Source organism: Actinoplanes sp. NPDC049681 (genome assembly GCF_044465265.1).
In the GTDB taxonomy this organism is placed as follows: Bacteria; Actinomycetota; Actinomycetes; order Mycobacteriales; family Micromonosporaceae; genus Actinoplanes.
On record NZ_JBITLP010000005.1, the window covers coordinates 529,816 to 548,910 of the forward strand.

9 protein-coding genes are annotated in these 19,095 nt (G+C 73.3%); 3 read left to right on the top strand and 6 right to left on the bottom strand.

What is annotated here, in order from left to right:
- Positions 1-3: 3 nt before the first annotated feature.
- Together ACIBO8_RS20725 and ACIBO8_RS20730 are read right to left on the bottom strand one after the other, a co-directional pair.
- Positions 4-5,805, bottom strand: coding sequence for a toxin TcdB middle/N-terminal domain-containing protein (locus ACIBO8_RS20725; protein WP_396116887.1), 5,802 nt, complete (start codon positions 5,803-5,805; stop codon positions 4-6).
- Entirely contained in the window at positions 5,802-9,212 is a 3,411-nt protein-coding gene (locus tag ACIBO8_RS20730; protein ID WP_396116888.1) for a hypothetical protein, read from the bottom strand. The genes ACIBO8_RS20725 and ACIBO8_RS20730 overlap by 4 nt, the downstream gene beginning before the upstream one ends.
- Positions 9,213-9,356: 144 nt before the next feature.
- On the opposite strand from ACIBO8_RS20730, the gene ACIBO8_RS20735 reads away from it, so the two are divergent.
- Positions 9,357-10,223, top strand: coding sequence for an aminoglycoside phosphotransferase family protein (locus tag ACIBO8_RS20735; RefSeq protein ID WP_396116889.1), 867 nt, complete (start codon positions 9,357-9,359; stop codon positions 10,221-10,223).
- 60 nt (positions 10,224-10,283) lie between these two features.
- Here the strand turns inward: ACIBO8_RS20735 and katG are convergent, their stop codons facing one another.
- Both katG and ACIBO8_RS20745 read right to left on the bottom strand, forming a co-directional pair.
- On the bottom strand, positions 10,284-12,560 hold the full coding sequence (katG, locus tag ACIBO8_RS20740; RefSeq protein WP_396116890.1) for a catalase/peroxidase HPI: 2,277 nt from the start codon (positions 12,558-12,560) through the stop codon (positions 10,284-10,286).
- Positions 12,557-12,979: a Fur family transcriptional regulator gene (locus tag ACIBO8_RS20745; RefSeq protein WP_396116891.1), complete on the bottom strand. Its 423-nt coding sequence runs from the start codon at positions 12,977-12,979 to the stop codon at positions 12,557-12,559. Before ACIBO8_RS20745 ends, katG begins: the two co-directional genes overlap by 4 nt.
- 75 nt (positions 12,980-13,054) lie before the next feature.
- Between ACIBO8_RS20745 and ACIBO8_RS20750 the strand changes: the two genes are divergently transcribed.
- Together ACIBO8_RS20750 and ACIBO8_RS20755 are read left to right on the top strand one after the other, a co-directional pair.
- A complete protein-coding gene (locus ACIBO8_RS20750) occupies positions 13,055-15,937 on the top strand; it encodes a glycoside hydrolase family 2 TIM barrel-domain containing protein (RefSeq protein WP_396116892.1) in 2,883 nt (960 codons plus the stop codon).
- Positions 15,938-16,103: 166 nt separating this feature from the next.
- Entirely contained in the window at positions 16,104-16,541 is a 438-nt protein-coding gene (locus tag ACIBO8_RS20755; protein ID WP_396116893.1) for an ATP-binding protein, read from the top strand.
- Between the two features lie 7 nt (positions 16,542-16,548).
- On the opposite strand, the gene ACIBO8_RS20760 is transcribed toward ACIBO8_RS20755, so the two are convergent.
- Both ACIBO8_RS20760 and ACIBO8_RS20765 read right to left on the bottom strand, forming a co-directional pair.
- Positions 16,549-17,229 (bottom strand): VOC family protein, encoded by a 681-nt coding sequence (locus ACIBO8_RS20760; RefSeq protein ID WP_396116894.1) that lies wholly within the window; start codon positions 17,227-17,229, stop codon positions 16,549-16,551.
- Between the two features lie 40 nt (positions 17,230-17,269).
- The gene (locus ACIBO8_RS20765) at positions 17,270-19,051 is read right to left on the bottom strand and encodes an alpha/beta hydrolase (protein ID WP_396116895.1); all 1,782 of its coding nucleotides are present in this window, start codon (positions 19,049-19,051) and stop codon (positions 17,270-17,272) included.
- Positions 19,052-19,095: the final 44 nt, after the last annotated feature.

A 19,095-nucleotide genomic window follows, 5' to 3' on the forward strand; every position in this document is an offset into this window, starting at 1 on the left:
CCGTCACCAGGTGCCGCTCTTCGACGTCTTCGCGCCGCTGTTGCGGACGGCGTCGATGATGTCGTCGACCAGGTCGAACGCGAACAGCGACGCGGTCGCCTCGATGAACAACGTCATCGCCACCGGGTTGAACACGAAGGTCTCCAGCACGTTGAAGCCGGTCGGCGCCCCGAAGTTCAGGGCGGCTCCCCCGGCGCTCAGACCGCCGGACGTGGCGGCCTGGGTGGCCACCCCGCCCGCGGAAGCGCCGGCGTTGCCGGCCTCGCCGGCCGCCTTGGCGCCCTCGGCGGCCGCCTTCTGCCACTCGGCGCCGGTGGGCGGCCGCGGGTTGATGTTGCCGGTGCCGAACCAGCCCTGGGCGAAGCCGTAGCTGGCCAACCCGAACACCAGGCCGGTGACGAACCCGGCAAGCGCGGACTTCCAGGTCTTCTCCCAGATGTCGCCGGCCGAGCCCTGACCGCCGGCCCAGCCGGCCGCGAAGCCGGTGGCGGCGCCCAGCAGCAGCCCGCTGACCGCACCGGCGAGCAGGTGGGTGGCGAGCGCCTTCGCGCCGAAGGCGGCGGCGAATCCGGCACCGGCGAGCGCCCCGCCGAGCGCCGCGGCCCCGGCCAGGGCCGCGCCGAGCAGGATGCCCAGGGCGATGTCGCCACCGGCCTGGGCCGCGGCTATGCCGCCGACCACCGCCCCGGCCGCCATCGCGGCGAACACCCCGATCATCGCGCCGAGGCCGATCAGGCCCACGCCGAACGTGACCACGGTCAGGACCACCACCGCGACCACCGCCAGGATCGCCAGCGCGATCTGCCACCAGGCGCGGCCCGCCGGGTCCCGCAGGGTCACCGGGTCGTTGGCGGCGTACGCGTACCGGTTGAGTCCGGCCGGGTGCCACAGGTCCGGCGCGACCGTGTCGGGGACCAGGTAGCGCCCGAGCACCGGGTCGTACGGGCGGGCCGCCGAGAGGTAGATCCCGAACTCCGGCACGAGGTCGTACGCGTCGTACGTGGACCGGGGCGGCTCGCCGGCACCGACGGCGGTGAGCCGGCCGAACGGGTCGTAGGCGAGCCGCTGGAGCACCGTGCCACCGCCCGAGGTGACGAGCGTGACCGACCCGCGATGGTCGGTGTGCCACAGCGCCACCGGGCCGCCCGGGGTGAGCTGCCCGATCCGGCTGCGCCCGTCGGTGACGAACAGCACCAGCTGCCCGTCGCGGACCTCCACGAGATCGTCGAGGAGGACCACCCGCCGGGTCGTGCCGCCGGCGCTCGTCTCCCGGACCGCCTGCTCGTCGAAGGCGCCGTAGGACAGGGTGACGGTGGCGGCGGCGCCGGTCATCGCCGTGAGGCGGTCGCGGCCGTCGTACGTGAACGTCCCGGCCGGACCGCTGACCTGCCGCCCGGACGCGTCATAGTCGTAGCTGCCCCCACCGGCGGTGGTGACCGCGGTGGGCGGTGCGCCGCGCTCGCCGTAGACGAAGGTGCCCACGTCGGAGCGGGACACGATGTCACCGCCCGGGCCGTACGCGTAGTCGATCGCGGTGCCGCCCGCCGGCTCGGCCCGGACGAGCTGGTAGAGGTCGTCGTGGGTGTACGCCCACCCGGTGGCGCCGGTGACGTGGCCGGACAGGTCCCGGGTGAGGTCCTGGCGGTCGAGCACGACGTCGGCCGCGTCGCGCGTCTCCGCGGAGATCAGCCGCGACAGCGCGTCGAACTGCCGTTCGGTACGGGCACCGCCGGCGTACGCGGTGCGCACCGGGCTGCCCGCCTCGTCGTAGTCGATCGCGTCGATCACCCCTGAGACGGACCGCAGGAAGCCCCGCCGGTCGTACGCGTACGTGAGCACCGGCCCCGGCACATCGCCGGCCGCGCCCGGGTAGCCGATCGACGCCACCCGTCCCAGCCGGTCGGTGCGGCGCCGCACGGTGTACGCGTCCCCGCCGGTCAGCACGATCCGGCGGGTCTCCACCTCGCCGCGCACGTCGTAGTCGAAGCTGATCGAGCCGCGGACGTCGTCGACGCCGGCGAGCCGGCCCAGCCGCCGCCCGGGCGCACCACCCACCCCCACGTCGGCGCGGTCGAGGTAGCGGTAGCGGACGTCCGGCCGCCCGGTGGCCCGCGTGAGCACCACCCGGTTCAGCTCGTCGTACTCCTGATCGGCGAGCTGACCGGCGGCGTTGTGGCGCCGGACGAGGTTGCCCGCCGCGTCGTGCACGAACACCACCGTGCCGGCCGACGGATCGTCCACCCGGATCCGGTGGCCGAGCAGGTCGTAGTGGACGGTGGTGGCACGCCCCTGCGGGTCGGTCACCACGGTCGGCTGATCCCGCAGGTCGTACGCGTACGTGGTGGTGAGCTCGGAGGCCCCGGCGCGGCTGACCACCCGGCCCACCCGCCCGGCCGCGTCCAGGTGGAAGCTGGTCGGGGTGCCCTCGTGCGGGCCGCCGGCCCGGGTGTCCTCCTCGTCGTAGAGGTCGGAGCGGCCCGGCAGGTGCATCCCCACGCGGAACCCGCCGCCGGGCAGGGTGACCCGGGTCGGCCGGCCCAGCACGTCGTACTCCGTCGCGGTGTGCGGCAAGGCCGCGGTGGGTCGCTGCGGATCGGGGCCGGCGGGGCTGCGGTACGGCAGGTACGTGCGCGCGGCCAGGCCGCGGGAGTTGCGGTGGATCGCCTCGCCGACCACCCACGTCCCGTCCCCGTCGAGGCGGGCTACGCCCACGTCGTGGCCGTCGGAGTCGAGGAACCGCCGGGTGGTGACCTTATCGCCCCGGTCCGCGGCCGGATACTCCTCGGTCTCGACGGCGGGCCCGGCCGGATCGAGCAGGTACCGGTAGGTGACGGTCGGCGCCGCCGGGTCGTCGCCGGGCCGGAACTCGGCGGCCAGCCGCGCGAGCGGGTCGTAGGCGTTGCGCCGCGTCCCGCCGTTGCCGTCACCGAGGCTCGCCAGCCGCAGGGCGCGGCGGTCCACCTCGGCGCCGATGTCGTTGCCGCGCGCGTCGATCCGGCGTACCGGGAAGAGCCGCTCGGGGTCCAGGTGCAGGGTGACGGGGTTGCCGCGCGGGTCGAGGCTGACCATCACCCCGGGCGCGGAGCGGTCGTAGCGGCGGGCGTACACCCACCAGCCCTCCTCGCCGGCGCGGCGGTGGTAGCCGAGTGCCGCCGGGTCGACCGGGACACCGGCGTACACGGTGGCGACCTGGTCGTCGCGCAGGGCGAGACGTTCCTCGGAGGTCACCAGCCCCGCTGCCACGAAGCCCTCGGGCAGACCGGTGAACGCCGGGCCGTCGTACCGCAGGACCCGTGCGTCGACGATCAGGCCGTCGCCGTCCATCTGGGTGATCCGGTACGGCTTGTCGACGATCCAGGCCGCCGTGTCGATCGCGTACGCGGTGAGCGTCCGCAGCTCGGCGGTGGCGCCCGGGTCGGCGGCCAGTTCGTTGCGCTGACGCTGCTCGGTGACGTTGCCGTACTCGTCCCAGGCGACGGTCGTGGTGATCGTGCTGCGCCAGGCGGCCGCGGCGCCGTCGAGGTGGTCCTCCCGGCGCTCGGCCAGCCGCGGCGTGACGGTCACGCCGTCCCCGTGCGCCTGCCAGTCCTGCCGTACCTCGAACAGCGGGTCGTCGACGTCCGGATCGGCGTCCGCCGGATATCCGGCGGAGCGGATCACCCGGCCCCGCAGGACCTGGGCGGCGAGTCGTTCCGCGGCGGTGGGCGGCCGGTCGGCGCGCTCCGGGGTGCGTCCCAAGTGGAATTGCGTCCGCTTGAGGATGGACGCGACGGAGGCGTCGCCCTCCTCGACCTCGTCCACCACCGCGAATCCGAGGAAACGGCGCAGCGCCGGGTCCCAGTGCCCGTCGTGGTAGCGGAACCGGCTGATCCGGTCGGCGCCGGCCGGGTCGGTCTGCGTGACGCGGCGCACCACCGGGACCGGGAACGGCAGCGACGTGGTCCACGTGCGTCCCTCGGCCGCGTCCCTGCGGGACTCGGCCGCCGAGGTGGCGTACTCGATCGTCGTCGCGTGGCCGAGGCCGTCGTCGATGCGGTTCAGCAGGTACGGCTTGGCGTCCAGGTCGAGGTGGTACGCGGCGGGCCGGGCGCCGTGCCGGGTGGACAGCAGCAGCCCGGTGCAGCCGATGCCGCGCAGGTCGACGGGTTCCACGCGCTCCGCGGCGATGCCGGGCACCGGGCCGACCGTCACCTCCTCCTCGAACGCCGTGCCACCCCGGTTCAGCCAGATCCGCACCGCGTCGGTGTCGACGTACACCAGGTCGGCGCAGCCGTCGCCGTCGACGTCGGTGAGGAACAGCCGCTCGGTGCGGTAGCCGGCGGGCAGGATCGGGCTGCCGGCCATACTGCGCGGCGTACCCCAGCGGTTGCCGCCGAGGTTCGGCCAGTAGCGCACCAGGCCGTTGCGGACCTCGACCAGGTCCACCGGCCCGGCCCCGGTCATCGGGGCGACGTGCATCTCGGGTGCGCGCAGGTCGACCCCGGCGAGGGGGTCGCCGCCGCCGATCACGCGGCGGTCGACCGACCGCCAGTCCTCGCCACCGCCGTCGCTGCCCGCGGTGGTCAGCACGCCGGCCACCAGGCTGACCAGGTCCGCGGCGCCGTCGTCGTCGAGGTCGAGCAGGCGTACGCCGGCGTCCAGCGGGGTGAAGGTCGGCGCGTACGGGCTGACGACCGGCGCGCCGAGCACCCCCGCGCCGTCCACCGGGTAGCGGTGGCGGCGGCCCGCCCCGACGCCGACGAGGTCGACCCGGCCGCGTCCGGTGAGGTCGGCGGCGAACAGCGCGGTCCCGGACGCCCACCCGGGCAGGCCGCTACGCCCGAGCGGTCGCGGCGGGTCGAAGGCCAGGTCCCCGCGGTTGCGGGCCACCGTCGGCACCCCGCCGAGAACGACCGCGTCGGGCAGGCCGTCCCCGGTCAGGTCGGCGAGGGTGCCCTCCGGCCGGGCCAGCGCGGCCGCGAGGGCCGCACCGGTGGCCCGCAACCCGAACCCGGAGGTGGTGTAGCCGAGGGCGAGCCGAGGGAACGTGGCCACCTCGCCGGCCGGGCCGTGGCCGGACAGGGTTATCCCGGCGAGCAGGCTGTGCCCGGTGGGCCGGCCGGGCACGTAGTCCAATGTGTAGCGCCGCAGCAGGGACGGCGCCTGGGCCGGAGCGTGCAGTTCCAGCGTCGTGCAGCGGCGCGTGATCGTCCGGACGAAGCCGGCCCGCCCGTCGAGCACCGGATCCGGCCGGTTCTCGTAGCCGAGCTCGAGGCGGTACGCGGCCCAGGCGACCGACCGCAGCAGCCCGTCGCCGTCCCACGTGTAGCCGATCTCGTCACCGGACGGGCGGATCGAGCGTTCCACCAGCCAGGTGGCGACGCGGGCCGGATCGTCCGGGTCGGCGATGCGGGCGGCCGCGGTCGTACCGGCGACGTGGCGGACGCCGGAGCGGTCGGTGAGCGAGAACCCGTCGCCGTCGCGGTGGATCCGCCAACCGAGCCCGTCGGTCTCCGGCACGAGACGACCGGGCTCGCCGGGGACGTCGACGAGCCTCCCCGCGCCGGCCAGGGTGTACGCGCCGGCGGTCCGCTCCACCCGTACCGTACCGATGGACCAGCCCAGCCCGAACTCACCGTTGCCGAACGCGGTGCTGTACTGCAGCGTCAGCTGCGGGGTGTGGCCGTCCACGCCCTGCGGCAGGTCCAGCGGTACGGCATAGCCGCCGCCCCCGGTGTTCAGGTCCGGCGTGAAGCTGCCGCCGATGCCCCCGACCGCGCCGCCGCCCTTGGGCAGGGCCAGCACGTCGGGGCCGGCGCCGTTCACGCCGCACCGCGCGGGGTGAAGTCGTACTCGACGAACAGCAGGATGTTCTCGACGGCGGCGCGGTCGCCGGGGCCGGCGGTCGTGGCCAGCGTCCACTCCCCGCGGACCGCCGCGGTGGCCAGCGCCGCCAGGGCCGGGTCGCCGGAGGGCACCCGGCCGGTGGCGTCCGGGGTGACCTCGGCGGTGGCGCCGCCCGGCGCGGTGATGGTGAGCGGCACCGGGGCGGAGCCCAGCTCCTGCACCGAGATGCCGCGCACCTTCGGGTCGAGGTGGTGGTGCGGCAGATGCTCGGGCCCGACGGTGATCGTGGCGGTGCCCGCGGTCTGCCACACGTAGAAGCGGTCCGGGAAGTCGTTGCCCAGGGTGAACGAGGTGGTGGCGCGCAGCGCCTCGGCGGGCACCGGCCGGGCCGCGACGTCGGCGGCGAGCGCCCGGTCGAACTGCGCCTCGTAGTGGAAGGTGACCTGGACGTCCACGATGAAGCGGAAGTCCACGTCGTTGATGTCCGGCGGGAACCGCAGCGTCCATCCCGACGCCATCCCGACGCCCTCGAAGACGTTCAGTAGCTCGGGACGCGGCCGGAACATCATGGCGTCGTTGCGGGTGTACGCGCTGAGCAGCATCGTGTCGACGTCCTGCAGCCGCCACTTCGTCTCCCCGCCGAGCGCCCGGTACTGCGAGACGCCGCTGTTGGTCAGCGTGCCGCGCAGCCCGCCGGGCGGCACCAGGCCGATCAGGGAGACCTCGACGGCCTGCACCCGGTGGTTGTACGAGCCGGGGTAGCCACGTTCCAGATCGGACAGCAGGGTGTCGAAGTGGATCTCGCCGGTGCGCCGGAACCCGGTCGCGAACGCGTACGGGAACTGCTCGGCCAGCGAGACGGTGTGGCTGGCGCGCAGCATCTTGTGGGTGGTCCGGGTGATCCGGTCGTACGTGAAGTAGTCGATGTCGGCGAGCAGCTGGTCGGAGCCCAGCATCCCGGCGGCCGCACCCGCGGAGTAGTCGAGCCGGATCCGGTCCACCGTGGCGTCGAAGTCGAACTCGTACGCCCGCTCCATCAGCCGCGCGATCCGCGTCGCCCAATAGAGGTAGCGCTGCGCCTGCTGGTGCATGAAATCGGCGAGCGCGCGCCACACCTCGGGGGTGAGCACACTGGACTCGAACACGGCGGCGAGCTGCTGGGCCTGCTGCCGCCGCAGCGCCGCCGCCTGCGAGGACAGGACGGCCGCCTGCGACCGCGCCTGGGAGAGCGCCACCTGGTCGCCGGCCTGGGCGGCGGCGATGCCGAGCTCGTTCGCGGTCTGCTGCATGCGCAGCAGCTCGTAGTCGCGGCTGATCTGGCCGAGCCGGTTGCGGTCGGCCGCGATCACCTCGTGGATGTCCCGGCCGTCGCCCGGGATGGGATTGTTCAGCTCCCAGTTGTTCTGCGAGCTGTACCAGGCCATGTCGGTCTCGAGCCAGATCTGCTCGTTGGCCATCGCGTTGTACGCGCTGCGGGCCGCGTCCGCGTTGGCCTTGCGGGTGTTGGCCAGCGTCTGCGCGGTCTTCGCCAGGGTGACCTCGGCCTGGGCGGCCACGGCCTGCTGCCGGGCGACGGCCTCGTCCGCGGAGGCCGCGGCGGCGGCCTGGTTGAGCTGCGTCCGGGTGAGCTTGCCGGAGTCGTACCGCTCCATGAACTGGATGTAGTCCCGCTCGGCTGCCTGCGCCTGCTGGCCCAGGAACCGGGCGGCGTTCTGCAGATAGTCGAAGGTGAACGGTGGCACGAACGCCGCGGGCACCCCGAACCAGTCGAGGTTCGCGGTCAGCTGGTGCACCTTCGCCGCGATGTCGAGCACCACGGCGCCCAGGCCCGCGTCCAGCCCGTCCGGCAGCGTCGCCGGGTCGGTGAGCAGCGTCGCGACGAGCGTGCCGGTGGCGGCCAGCGCGGCGTGGGTGAACACCGGCGCGTCACCGGGGGTGCCGTCGGCGGCGACGATCCCGCCGTAGGCGGCCAGCGCCTTGGCGAACTCGTCGGCCTTGTAGAGGGCGTCGCCCTCCCCCAGGTGCGTCTGGGCGATCCGCAGCCACAGCGCCGGCGCCTCCAGCTCGGCGTTCAGGTACGGGTAGTCGGCGGCCCGGTACAGCCACGTCCGGGCGGCGGTCCAGTCGCCGAGCCCCGCGTACGCCTCGGCCAGGCCCACCGGGACCACGTAGTAGAACAGGTGCGCGAGCTGCACCGACAGGTCGGCGGCGGTGAACACGACGGCCTGCAGGTCGAAGAAGGACTTCGCGGCGAGCCGGGACTCGTACCCGGCGGCGAGCAGCGACTCGACCGCCGGGGTCTTCGCCTTCTGCCAGCTGACCGTACGGATCTCGGCACCGAGCAGCACCCCGGCGCTGTACGTGACGGCCCGGTCCGCCTGCTCGATGGTGCTGTCCAGCGGGCGGCTCGACCAGGCGGTGGCGACGAGCGGGTCCCGGACGACGAGCTGCGCGCCCTGCCCGAGGGTCTGCTGGACGTCGATGCTGCTCGCCTTCCGGTCGAGCTCCTGGACGGCGACGAGCGGCGTGATCCCCCGGTTGTTGCCGTCCCTGCCGTTGCCGGAGCGGCCCAGCGAGCGCACCACGTCCAGGGCGATGCCCGCCTGGCCGGCCGCGACGCGGGACCGCTCGTCGGTCTCCTTGAAGGCGCCGTCGGTCTTCGCGACGTCGCCGCGGGCGGCGCTGACCACGGCGAGGTTGTGCGCGGCCTGGGCGGCACCGAGGGAATCCTGCGCGCCCTGGAAGCCGTCGAGCGCGTTGGAGAGCAGCTTCTCGGCCCGGTCCAGGTTGCCCAGCTGCACGAACGCGGCACCGGCGTTCAGCAGCAGGCCGGCGCGGGCCGACCGGTCGTCGCCGGCCATGTCCGCCGCGGTGGTGAGGTACTTGACCGCCGACTCGTAGTCACCGTTGTCGAAGGCGTACTGGCCGAGCGCCGCGACGTCGGCGAATCGTCGGCTCTTGTCGCTCCCCGCGTGCGGGACGGCGCGGGCGCCCTCCGCGAACTCCCGGACGGATCCCGGGTCGATGTCGGCCTGGATGACGGGCGGGTCGGGGATGCCGGGAACCAGGTCGGCGAGCAGGGTGGCGCTGGCGCGCACCATCTCCTTGAGGTGCGACAGGTCGTGCGGGGCCGCGTACCGGTCCCCCAGCCCACGGGGCCCGCCCGGCGCCAGCAGCCGGAAGATCCGGTTCCGGACGGCCTGGTAGACGGGTACGGCGTCCTGGTAGTTGCCCGCCAGCACGAGTCCGTGGGCGCGGTCCGTCTCCGCGCGGATCTCGTCGAGTACACCCGTCCGCGGCGAGCCGGCCGTCAGCACCGTTTCGGAGAGGGTGGCCGCGAGGGCCGGATGGGCGGAGTAGAGCAGGGTCGTGGAGGCAATGGCCATGAGAGCTCCCCGGAGTCGCTGGTCGACGGGTGTCGGACACCCGGTCTACCGCTGCGTAGCCACCTCATGACCTGTTGTGTCGGAGATCCTGCACCCGGCCGCAATGCGTTTGCCCGGTCCCGTCCCTCGTGAGACGTTTCGAGCATGATCCCTCAGCCGGACCGCCGCCTCGTCGACGCCGGCCTCGTGCGGCGGCTGATCGCCCGCCAGTTCCCGCAGTGGGCCGGGCTGCCGGTACGGCCCGTCGCGAGCAACGGCTGGGACAACCAGACCTTCCATCTCGGTGACCGCATGTCGGTACGGCTGCCCACCGCCCGGGAGTACGCGCTGGCGGTCGAGAAGGAACACCGGTGGCTGCCGGTACTGGCGCCGCGGATGACGTTGCCGGTTCCCGTACCGCTGGCCCAGGGCGTGCCCGGCGACGGCTTCGCCTTCCCCTGGTCGGTGTACCGCTGGATCGAGGGCGAACCCGCCGCCACGGGGGCCATCGGCGACCTGACCCGGTTCGCGGCCGACCTGGCCGCCTTCCTCGTCACCCTGCGGCGCGCCGACCCGGCGGGAGGTCCCGGGCCGGGGCTGCACAACTGGTTGCGCGGCGGGCCCCTGCAGGTCTACGACGCCCAGGCCCGGCAAGCGATCGAGGCGCTCGACGGTCAGGTGCCCCGGGACACCGTCACGCGGATCTGGGAGACGGCGCTGGACGCGGCCTGGGACCGCCGGCCGGTGTGGTTCCACGGCGACGTGGCCGCGGGCAATCTCCTGGTCCGTGACGGTGCTCTGGCCGCCGTCATCGATTTCGGCACCTGCGGCGTCGGTGACCCCGCATGCGACCTGGCCGTCGCCTGGACGCTGCTGACCGGGGCGAGCCGCGAGGCGTTCCGCGCCGGGATCGGCGTCGACGCCGGCACCTGGGCCCGCGGGCGAGGCTGGGCCCTGTGGAAGGCGCTGATCACGTACGCCTCGGACCCGCACGCGAAACGCGTGGTCGACGAGATCGTGCAGGAAAGTTGAACGCCGACGAGCCCGGCCGCCCGTGATGGGCCGGCCGGGCTCGTCGCGTGCGGGTAGGCCTCAGGCGAGGTCGAACCGGTCGAGCTCCATGACCTTGGTCCAGGCGGCGACGAAGTCCGCCACGAACTTCTCGCGGGCGTCGTCGCTGGCGTAGACCTCGGCGAGGGCCCGCAGCTGCGAGTTCGAACCGAAGATCAGGTCCACCGCGGTGGCGGTCCACTTCACCTGGTCAGTGGCCAGGTCGCGGATCTCGTACACGTGCTCCTCCGACTCCGACGCCTTCCACCGGGTGCCCGGGGACAGCAGGTTGGCGAAGAAGTCGTTGGTCAGCACGCCCGGCCGGTCGGTGAGGACGCCGTGCCGGCTGCCGCCGACGTTGGTGCCGAGCGCCCGCAGACCGCCGACGAGGACGGTCATCTCCGGCGCGGTGAGGTTCAGCATGTACGCCCGGTCGACCAGCAGGACCTCGGGCTGGGTCTTCTCGCCGCTGCGCAGGTAGTTGCGGAACCCGTCGGCCCGGGGCTCGAGGACCGTGAACGACTCGACGTCGGTCTGCTCCTGCGAGGCGTCGGTGCGGCCCGGGTGGAACGGCACGGTCACCTCGACGCCGGCGTCGCGCGCCGCCTTCTCGACGGCGGCCGAGCCGGCCAGCACGATCAGGTCGGCGAGCGAGATCTTCGCGCCGCCGGCCTCGTTGAACTCCCGCTGGATGCCCTCGAGGGTGCTCAGGACCGTCGCCAGCTGCTCGGGCTGGTTGACCTCCCAGCCGCGCTGGGGCTCGAGGCGGATCCGGGCACCGTTGGCGCCGCCGCGCTTGTCGGTGGCCCGGAAGCTGGCGGCGGAGGCCCAGGCGGTGGCGACCAGCTGCGCGGTCGTCAGGCCGGACTCCAGCACCTTCGCCTTGAGGGCCGCGACGTCGGCGTCACCCACGAGCTCGTGGTCGACGGCCGGCACCGGGTCCTGCCACAGCTGCGCCTCCGGCACCCAGGGGCCCAGGAAGCGGCTGACCGGGCCCATGTCGCGGTGCAGCAGCTTGTACCAGGCCTTGGCGAAGGCCAGCGCGAACTCGTCCGGGTTCTCGAGGAAGCGGCGCGAGACCTTCTCGTACGCCGGGTCGAAGCGCAGCGACAGGTCGGTGGTCAGCATCGTCGGCTTGTGCTTCTTCGCCGGGTCGTGGGCGTCCGGGATGATCTCCTCGGCGTCCTTGGCAACCCACTGCTTGGCACCGCCGGGGCTGGTGGTGAGCTCCCACTCGTTGCCGAACAGGATCTCGAAGAAGCGGTTGCTCCACTGCGTCGGCCGGTCGGTCCACGTCACCTCGAGGCCGCTGGTGATGGTGTCACCGGCCTTGCCGCTGCCGTACGTGCTCAGCCAGCCGAGGCCCTGCGCCTCGATCGGGGCACCCTCGGGCTCCGGGCCCACGTGGTTGTCGGCGACGCCGGCGCCGTGGGTCTTGCCGAAGGTGTGGCCGCCGGCGATGAGCGCGACGGTCTCCTCGTCGTTCATGGCCATCCGGCGGAAGGTCTCCCGGATGAAGTGCGCCGCCGCCAGCGGGTCCGCGTTGCCGTTGGGACCCTCCGGGTTGACGTAGATGAGTCCCATCTCGGTCGCGCCGACACCCTCGGTCATCTCCTTCTCGGAGACGTAGCGCTCGTCGCCCAGCCAGGTGTCCTCCGGGCCCCAGAAGATCTCCTCGGGCTCCCAGACGTCCTCGCGGCCGAAGCCGAAGCCGAAGGTCTTGAAGCCCATCGACTCGAGTGCGACGTTGCCGGCGAGCACCAGCAGGTCGGCCCACGAGATCTTCTGGCCGTACTTCTGCTTGACCGGCCAGAGCAGCCGGCGCGCCTTGTCGAGGTTGGCGTTGTCCGGCCAGCTGTTCAGCGGGGCGAAACGCTGCCCGCCGTCGCCGGCCCCGCCGCGGCCGTCGTTGATCCGGTAGGTGCCGGCGGCGTGCCAGCTGAGCCGGATCATCAGGCCGCCGTAGTGGCCGAAGTCGGCCGGCCACCACTCCTGCGAGGTGGTGAGCACGTCGACGATGTCCCGCTTGAGGGCCTCGACGTCGAGCTTCTGGAACTCCTTGGCGTAGGCGAAGTTCTCGCCCAGCGGGTTGCTCTTGGACGAGTGGGCGTGCAACACCGACAGGTCGAGCTGGTTGGGCCACCAGTCCCGGTTCGTCCGCGGCCGGCCACCGGTCTTCGGCGTCGGCGAGTCGATCGCCGGGTTCTCGCTCTCGCTGCCGTGAGCGGTCACGGAGTCGTGCGCGACCGGACAGCCGGCCGCCTCCTTCTTGTCCACTCCCTGCGCGCTGGAGGGAGCGTTGTCCTGGGTGTCGCTCATCTGCTTCCTTCCGAACAGTCGGGGCAGGTGCCCCAATAAACGACTTCCGCCTCGTCGACCGTGAACCCGTGGTCGTCCGAGGCGGTGAGACAGGGAGTGTCACCGACGGCACAGTCGACGTCGGCGATCGCGCCGCAGGAGCGGCACACGATGTGGTGGTGGTTGTCGGCCACCCGGGTCTCGTAGCGGGCGGTGGCGCCGGCGGGCTGGATGCGGCGCACCAGCCCGGCGTCGGTGAGCGCGCGCAGCACGTCGTAGACCGCCTGGTGGGAGACCATGGGATGGCCGGTCCGGACCAGCGCGATCACCGTGTCGGTGTCGACGTGCGGGTGGTCGTGCAGGGCGGCGAGCACCGCCAGCCGGGGTCGGGTCACGCGCAACGAGACGGCTCGCAGCTGCGCCTCGAAGTCGGACGTCACCCGATGAACCTTAGGACCCTTCTCTGGAATAAATCAAGTTTACGCGCGGCCCGTCGCCCGCGTTACGGTGCGACCATGGCGGCTCGATACCACGACGACGTCGGACCCGGAGCGGGGATGTGCCCGCCGCGGGCCGCGTTCACCTCCGACGCGGCGCAACTGACCCTCGACGGGGTGTGGCGGTTCCGGCTGATGCCGACGGCGGACGGGACCGGCGACGGGTTCGAGCAGCCCGGCTTCGACGACGGGCGGTGGGACCGGCTGCCGGTGCCCTCCCACTGGCAGCTGCACGGGTACGGCGCCCCGGCGTACACCAACGTGCACTACCCGTTCCCGGTCGACCCGCCGTACGTGCCCGACCAGAACCCGACCGGTGATTACCGGATGGCGTTCGAGCTGCCCGCGGACTGGCCGGCCGGACCGGCGGTGGTGCGCTTCGACGGGGTCGACTCCTGCTACAAGGTCTGGCTCAACGGGGTGGAACTGGGCCACGCCAAGGGCAGCCGGCTACCTGCCGAGTTCCCGGCCGGGCCGGTGCTGCGGCCGGGCCGCAACGTGCTCGCGGTCCGGGTGCACCAGTGGTCCGCCGGCAGCTACCTCGAGGACCAGGACACGTGGTGGCTGTCGGGCATCTTCCGGCCGGTCCGGTTGCTGGCGAGGCCGTCCGGTGGGCTCGGCGACATCGGGGTGCACGCCGGCTTCGACCACCTCACCGGCCGCGGTGTGCTGCGCGTCGACACCCCGGCGCCGGCCCGGCTCACCGTCGCCGAGCTGGGACTGGTCGATGTGGACGCGGCCGGGCCGCACGAGGTCGGCGGCGTGCGGCCGTGGTCCGCCGAAAGCCCCGCCCTGTACCGGGCCGAGGTGTACACCGCCACCGAACGGGTCGAGCTCATGGTCGGCTTCCGGACCGTCGCGATGGTCGACGGCCGGTGGGCCGTCAACGGCACGCCCCTGTCGCTGCGCGGGGTCAACCGGCACGAGTGGCACCCGGACACCGGGCGGGCCCTGACGGTGGACGTCATGCGCGAGGACCTGCTGCTCATGAAGCAGCACAACATCAACGCCGTCCGTACCAGCCACTACCCGCCGGCGGCGGAGTTCCTGGGGCTCTGCGACGAGCTCGGCATGTGGGTGATCGACGAGTGCGACGTGGAGACGCACGGCTTCTCCGTGGTCGGGTGGCGGGACAACCCGAGTGACGACCCGCGGTGGGAGCCGGCGTTGCTCGACCGCGCCCGGCGGATGGTGGAGCGCGACAAGAACCATCCCAGCGTCATCGCCTGGTCGCTGGGGAACGAGGCCGGCACCGGGCGCAACCTGGCGGCGATGGCCCGGTGGATCCGCGACCGTGACCCCGGCCGGATGATCCACTACGAGGGCGACCGGGACAGCGCCTACACCGACTGCTACAGCCGGATGTACGCCGACCCCGCCGAGGTCGCCGTGATCGGGCAGCGGGAGGAACCGCCCACCCGCGACCCGTCCGCCGACGACCACCGGAGGCAACTCCCCTTCATCCTCTGCGAGTACGCGCATGCGATGGGCAACGGCCCCGGCCGGCTCGCGGAGTACCAGGCGCTGTTCGACACGTACCCGCGATGTCAGGGCGGTTTCGTCTGGGAGTGGATCGACCAGGCGGTGCGGCGCCCACGCCCGGACGGCACCGGTGACTTCTTCGCCTACGGCGGTGACTTCGGCGAGCCGCTGCACGACGGCACCTTCATCGCCGACGGCCTGGTCTTCCCCGACCGCACCCCGTCCCCCGGGCTGATCGAGCTCAAGAAGGTCTTCGAACCGGTACGGATCACCGTCGACCCGGCCGCGGCCACGGCCACCGTGGAGAACCGGTACGACGTCCGCGACACCGCCCACCTGACGTACGAGTGGCAGCTGGCGCACGAGGGCGTACCGGTCGCCGGCGGGCGCCTGGACGTGCCGGTCCTCGCCGCCGGGGCCGGGGCCACCGTCGCGCTGCCGGCACCGCCGGGCGAAGGCCTGCTCACGGTACGGGCGGTGCTCGCCGCAGACCAGCCGTGGGCCCCGGCCGGACACGAGATCGCCTGGGTTCAGGCGCCGTGGCATCCCTCCCCGCCGGCAGCCGTGCACCGCACGGCTCGGCGTCCACAGTCCCGCGAGGACCTGGTCGAGCTGGGGTCCGGGGCTTTCGATCCGCGCACCGGCCTGCTGGTCCGGCTCGGCGACCTGCCGGTGACCGGCCCCCGGCTCGACCTGTGGCGGGCGCCCACCGCCAACGACGAGCCGCCACGCGCGGTCCGGCACGCCGTCGGCCCCGGATGGCGCCGGATCGGGCTGCACCGGCTGCAGCATCGGCTGATCACCGCGGGGATCGACGGCGACGCGTACGTCGTGCGCACGCGCGTCGCACCGGCGGCCACCGACCTGGCCGTGCTGACCACGTACCGATGGACCGCGCACGATGACCGCCTGACCGTCCACGTCACGACGGAGCCGGTGGGTGCGTGGGAAGGCGTCCTGCCCCGGGTCGGCCTCCGGCTGGCGGCGCCGGCCCGGCTCGGCGAGGTGGAGTGGTTCGGCGGCGGCCCGGGCGAGGCGTACGCCGACAGCCGGCAGGCCGCCCGGATCGGCCGGTACACCCGGCGGATCGACGACATGCAGACCCCGTACGTGTTCCCCCAGGAGAACGGCAACCGCACCGCCGTGCGATGGGCGCGCATCACCGGACCGGGCGGCCCAGGGATGCGCATCGACGGCGAGCCGACGTTCGACCTGACCGTACGGCGGTGGACCAGCGAGGACCTCGACGCGGCCGGCCACCCGTACGATCTGCGGCCCCGCGACCAGGTCTTCGTCAACGCGGACCTGGCCCAGAACGGCCTGGGTTCGGCGTCGTGCGGTCCGGGCGTCGCCCCCGGGGACCAGCTGCCGGCCGGCCGGAGCTACCGCTTCGCCGTCACGCTGAGCCCTCTCGCATGATCCTTCGTGGCGGCGCGAGTCGGTGTGCCGACACCACCGGGCCGGTCGATGTTCCCGGCCGCCTCCGTCTGGGACACTGGGGGCGTGCGCGGCCCCATCCGGCAGCGCCCTTTGAGCGCCCGCGAGGCAATGACGCTCATTGTTGCGTTCTGTCTCGGGAAGCCAGATGTCGCGCCGTCCAGGCCCGTCAGTCCCGTACCGAAGACCCCCGGCCGGCATCCGCACGGCCGTCCTGGCCCCCCTGCTCGCCGCCGACGCCGCGGCCGCTCAAGGCCGCCGCTTCCTCACCGAACACCTCGCCGCGTGGCAGCTGCACGGCCGCCTCACGGACCGGGCGAAGCTGCTGACGAGTGAGCTGATCACCAACGCCGTCCGCCACGCCCCGCCACCGCTGGGGATCCACGTCGACCTCGACGCCCACCGCCTGCGCGTCGAGGTGTACGACTCCAGCGCCACCCCACCCGCCCTCACCCGGCCCGACTTCAGCCACCGCGGTGGCCGCGGGGTGTGGCTCGTCGACGCCATGAGCAGCCGCTGGGGCCACCGCCTGCACCCGCCCGGCAAGGCGGTCTGGTTCGAGATCGACCTCGCCACGGACCGGTGACCGCTCCCTACGGCGTCAGCCGGAACTCGTTGCCGTCCGGATCCGCCATCAGCACGCCGCCGTCCTCGTCGTCCTCGCTCAGGGTGGCGCCGAGGGCGATCAGCCGGTCGACCTCGGACGGCCCGGCGGTGAGCTCGAAGAACAACCGGTTCGGGCCGATCGCCGGCATCAGCGGCGGACCACCCCAGGTGATCTTCGGGCCGCCGTGCGGCGAGCGGATCGCGGTCTCCTGGTCCTGATCCCAGACCAGCGGCCACCCCAGCGCCTCGCTCCAGAAGTACCCCACCTGCTGCGAGCCGTCGCAGGACAACGCGCCGATGAACCCGCAGTCGGCGAGGAACCCGTTGCCCGGCTCGATGACGCAGAACTCGTTGCCCTCCGGGTCGGCGAGCACGACGTGCCCCTCCTCGGGGCGCTGGCCGACGTCGATGTGCTGAGCGCCGAGCTCGAGAGCCCGGGCGACCGTCCGCTGCTGGTCCTGCGCGGACGTGCTCGTCAGATCGAAGTGGATCCGGTTCCTGCCGGCCTTCGGTCCCCCGGCCGGCAGGAACCGGATCCGGAAGCCGGTGTCGTCGGCGGGAAGTAGGTCGGCACCGGCGATCTCCCAGCCGAGCACTTCGGACCAGAACCGGGTCAATCGCGGCGGGGAGCTCGCACGGAAGCAGAGCGCGGACAGGCGGGAAGGCATCCGGCACCCTAAGCCGGAACCCGCCTCGTCCGCAGCCGGTTTACGCGCCGCGCAGGGTGCCGTACGGGCCGGCGACCGGGGGCAGCTGCTTGGGGCGGCCCGGCTCCGATCCGGTGCCGGCGGCGAAGCTGCGGCCGGCGGAGAACCCGCCACCGAACACGAGGCTGCCGGTGAACGGCTGGAGCGGTGACCGGCACAGCGTGCCGGCCGGCGGAAGGGCGACGCGCAGCAGGTACGCGTCGACGGCACGGGTGACGCAGGTCGAGGTGCCGTACGCGGTGTGCCCCCAGTTGTCGCTGGTCAGCAGCCGGCTGTTGGGCAGGCGCTGCGCCGACGAGACCGCCTGCCGGTAGTTGGTCGCCGGGTCCCAGTAGTTGCCGACGAACAGCACGGGTGCGCTGGTGACCCGGTTGAACGGGCCCGTGTAGGCGTCCTCGTCCTGCGCGGTCCAGGTGTCGGTGGCGCACTGGACGCTGCCCCAGCCCCACGCCCGCCCGAAGTAGGGTGCGCGCCGGTCGGCCGCCGCGGTCAGGGCCGGCCAGCTCGCCGCGTCCGCGGGGTGCAGGCCGTCGGTGCACATCACGCCGGCGAACGCTTCGAGGGAGTTGTCGTACGGGAAGTCGCGCGCCGGGGCCCGCAGCCGGGTCACGCGCTCGAGCAGGGACTGCCGGGTGGCCGCGCGCAGCCGCGCCTTGCCGGCCGGGTGCTCCTGCATGTCCGCCACCTGGGCGGCCACACTGGTCACCAGCTCACCCGCGACGGGGGTGTAGAGCAGGCTGAGCGTCAGGCCGATGAAGGTCGCGTACGTCAGGCGGACCGTGCCGTTGACCGGGTCCTTGCCCAGCACGAGGGGCTTCGCCCGCAGCCGCCGGGCGATCGTGGCGAAGTGCTTCTCGGGGTTGCCGGCCGCGAACTCGCACCGCTTCGTCCCGGCCTTGTCGCAGCGTTCGAGCAGCTTCCGCAGCGCGCGGTACGCGCCGTCGGCCGAGCGCAGGCGATCGTCCTGCAGCCGGCCGCCCGTCGTCTCGGTACCCACCCAGGACACCGGGTCGATCACGCCGTCCAGGGCGAGGGCGCGGACACGGTCGGGGAACATGTTCGCGTAGTACTGCCCGAGCGCCGTGCCGTAGCTGAAGCCCAGGTAGCTGAGCTTCGCGTCGCCGAGGGTGCGCCGCAGCACGTCCATGTCGCGGGCCGCTTCGGCGGTGGACATGGCCCCGGCCAGCTCCGCGCCGGTGGTGGAGCACGCGCGGCCGACGGTCTGGGCCGACCTCACGTAGCCGGCCTCCTCCTTCTCCCCGTACGGGAAGAAGGAGTTCATCCGTGCGAGCGCGACGGCCTGGTCCCGGGTCGAGGAGAAGCACTTGAGGTTGTCGCTCGCACCCACGCCGCGCGGGTCGAATCCGACGATGTCGAACCGGTCGAGAACGGTGTCGCTGAGGAATTCCGGCGCCAACGCCGCCATGTCGGTGCCGGAGCCGCCCGGCCCGCCGGGATTGACGAAGAGGCTGCCGATGCGGGCGGCCGGCTTGCGGGCCGGGACCCGCACGACGGCGATCTCGACGGTCGGGCCGTCCGGGTCGTCGTAGTCCAGGGGCAGGTGCGCGGTGGCGCACTGCGCCTTCCCGTAGCACTTGAACCAGGCGAGGTCGGGGGCCGGCACGCGGTCGACGCGCTGCATCTCCTGCTCACTGGTCGAGTCGGGAGCCACGGCGGCGCCGACGGCCACCGGGGCGGCCTGGGCACCGGCGGGCGCGATCAGCGACGTGGCCAGTATCAAGGCTCCCGCAACGGCCCCGGACAGGCGAGGGCTGAGCGACATCGGATCCTCCTGGCGTACACGGCCCGGCGCGCATCCTCGCCCGG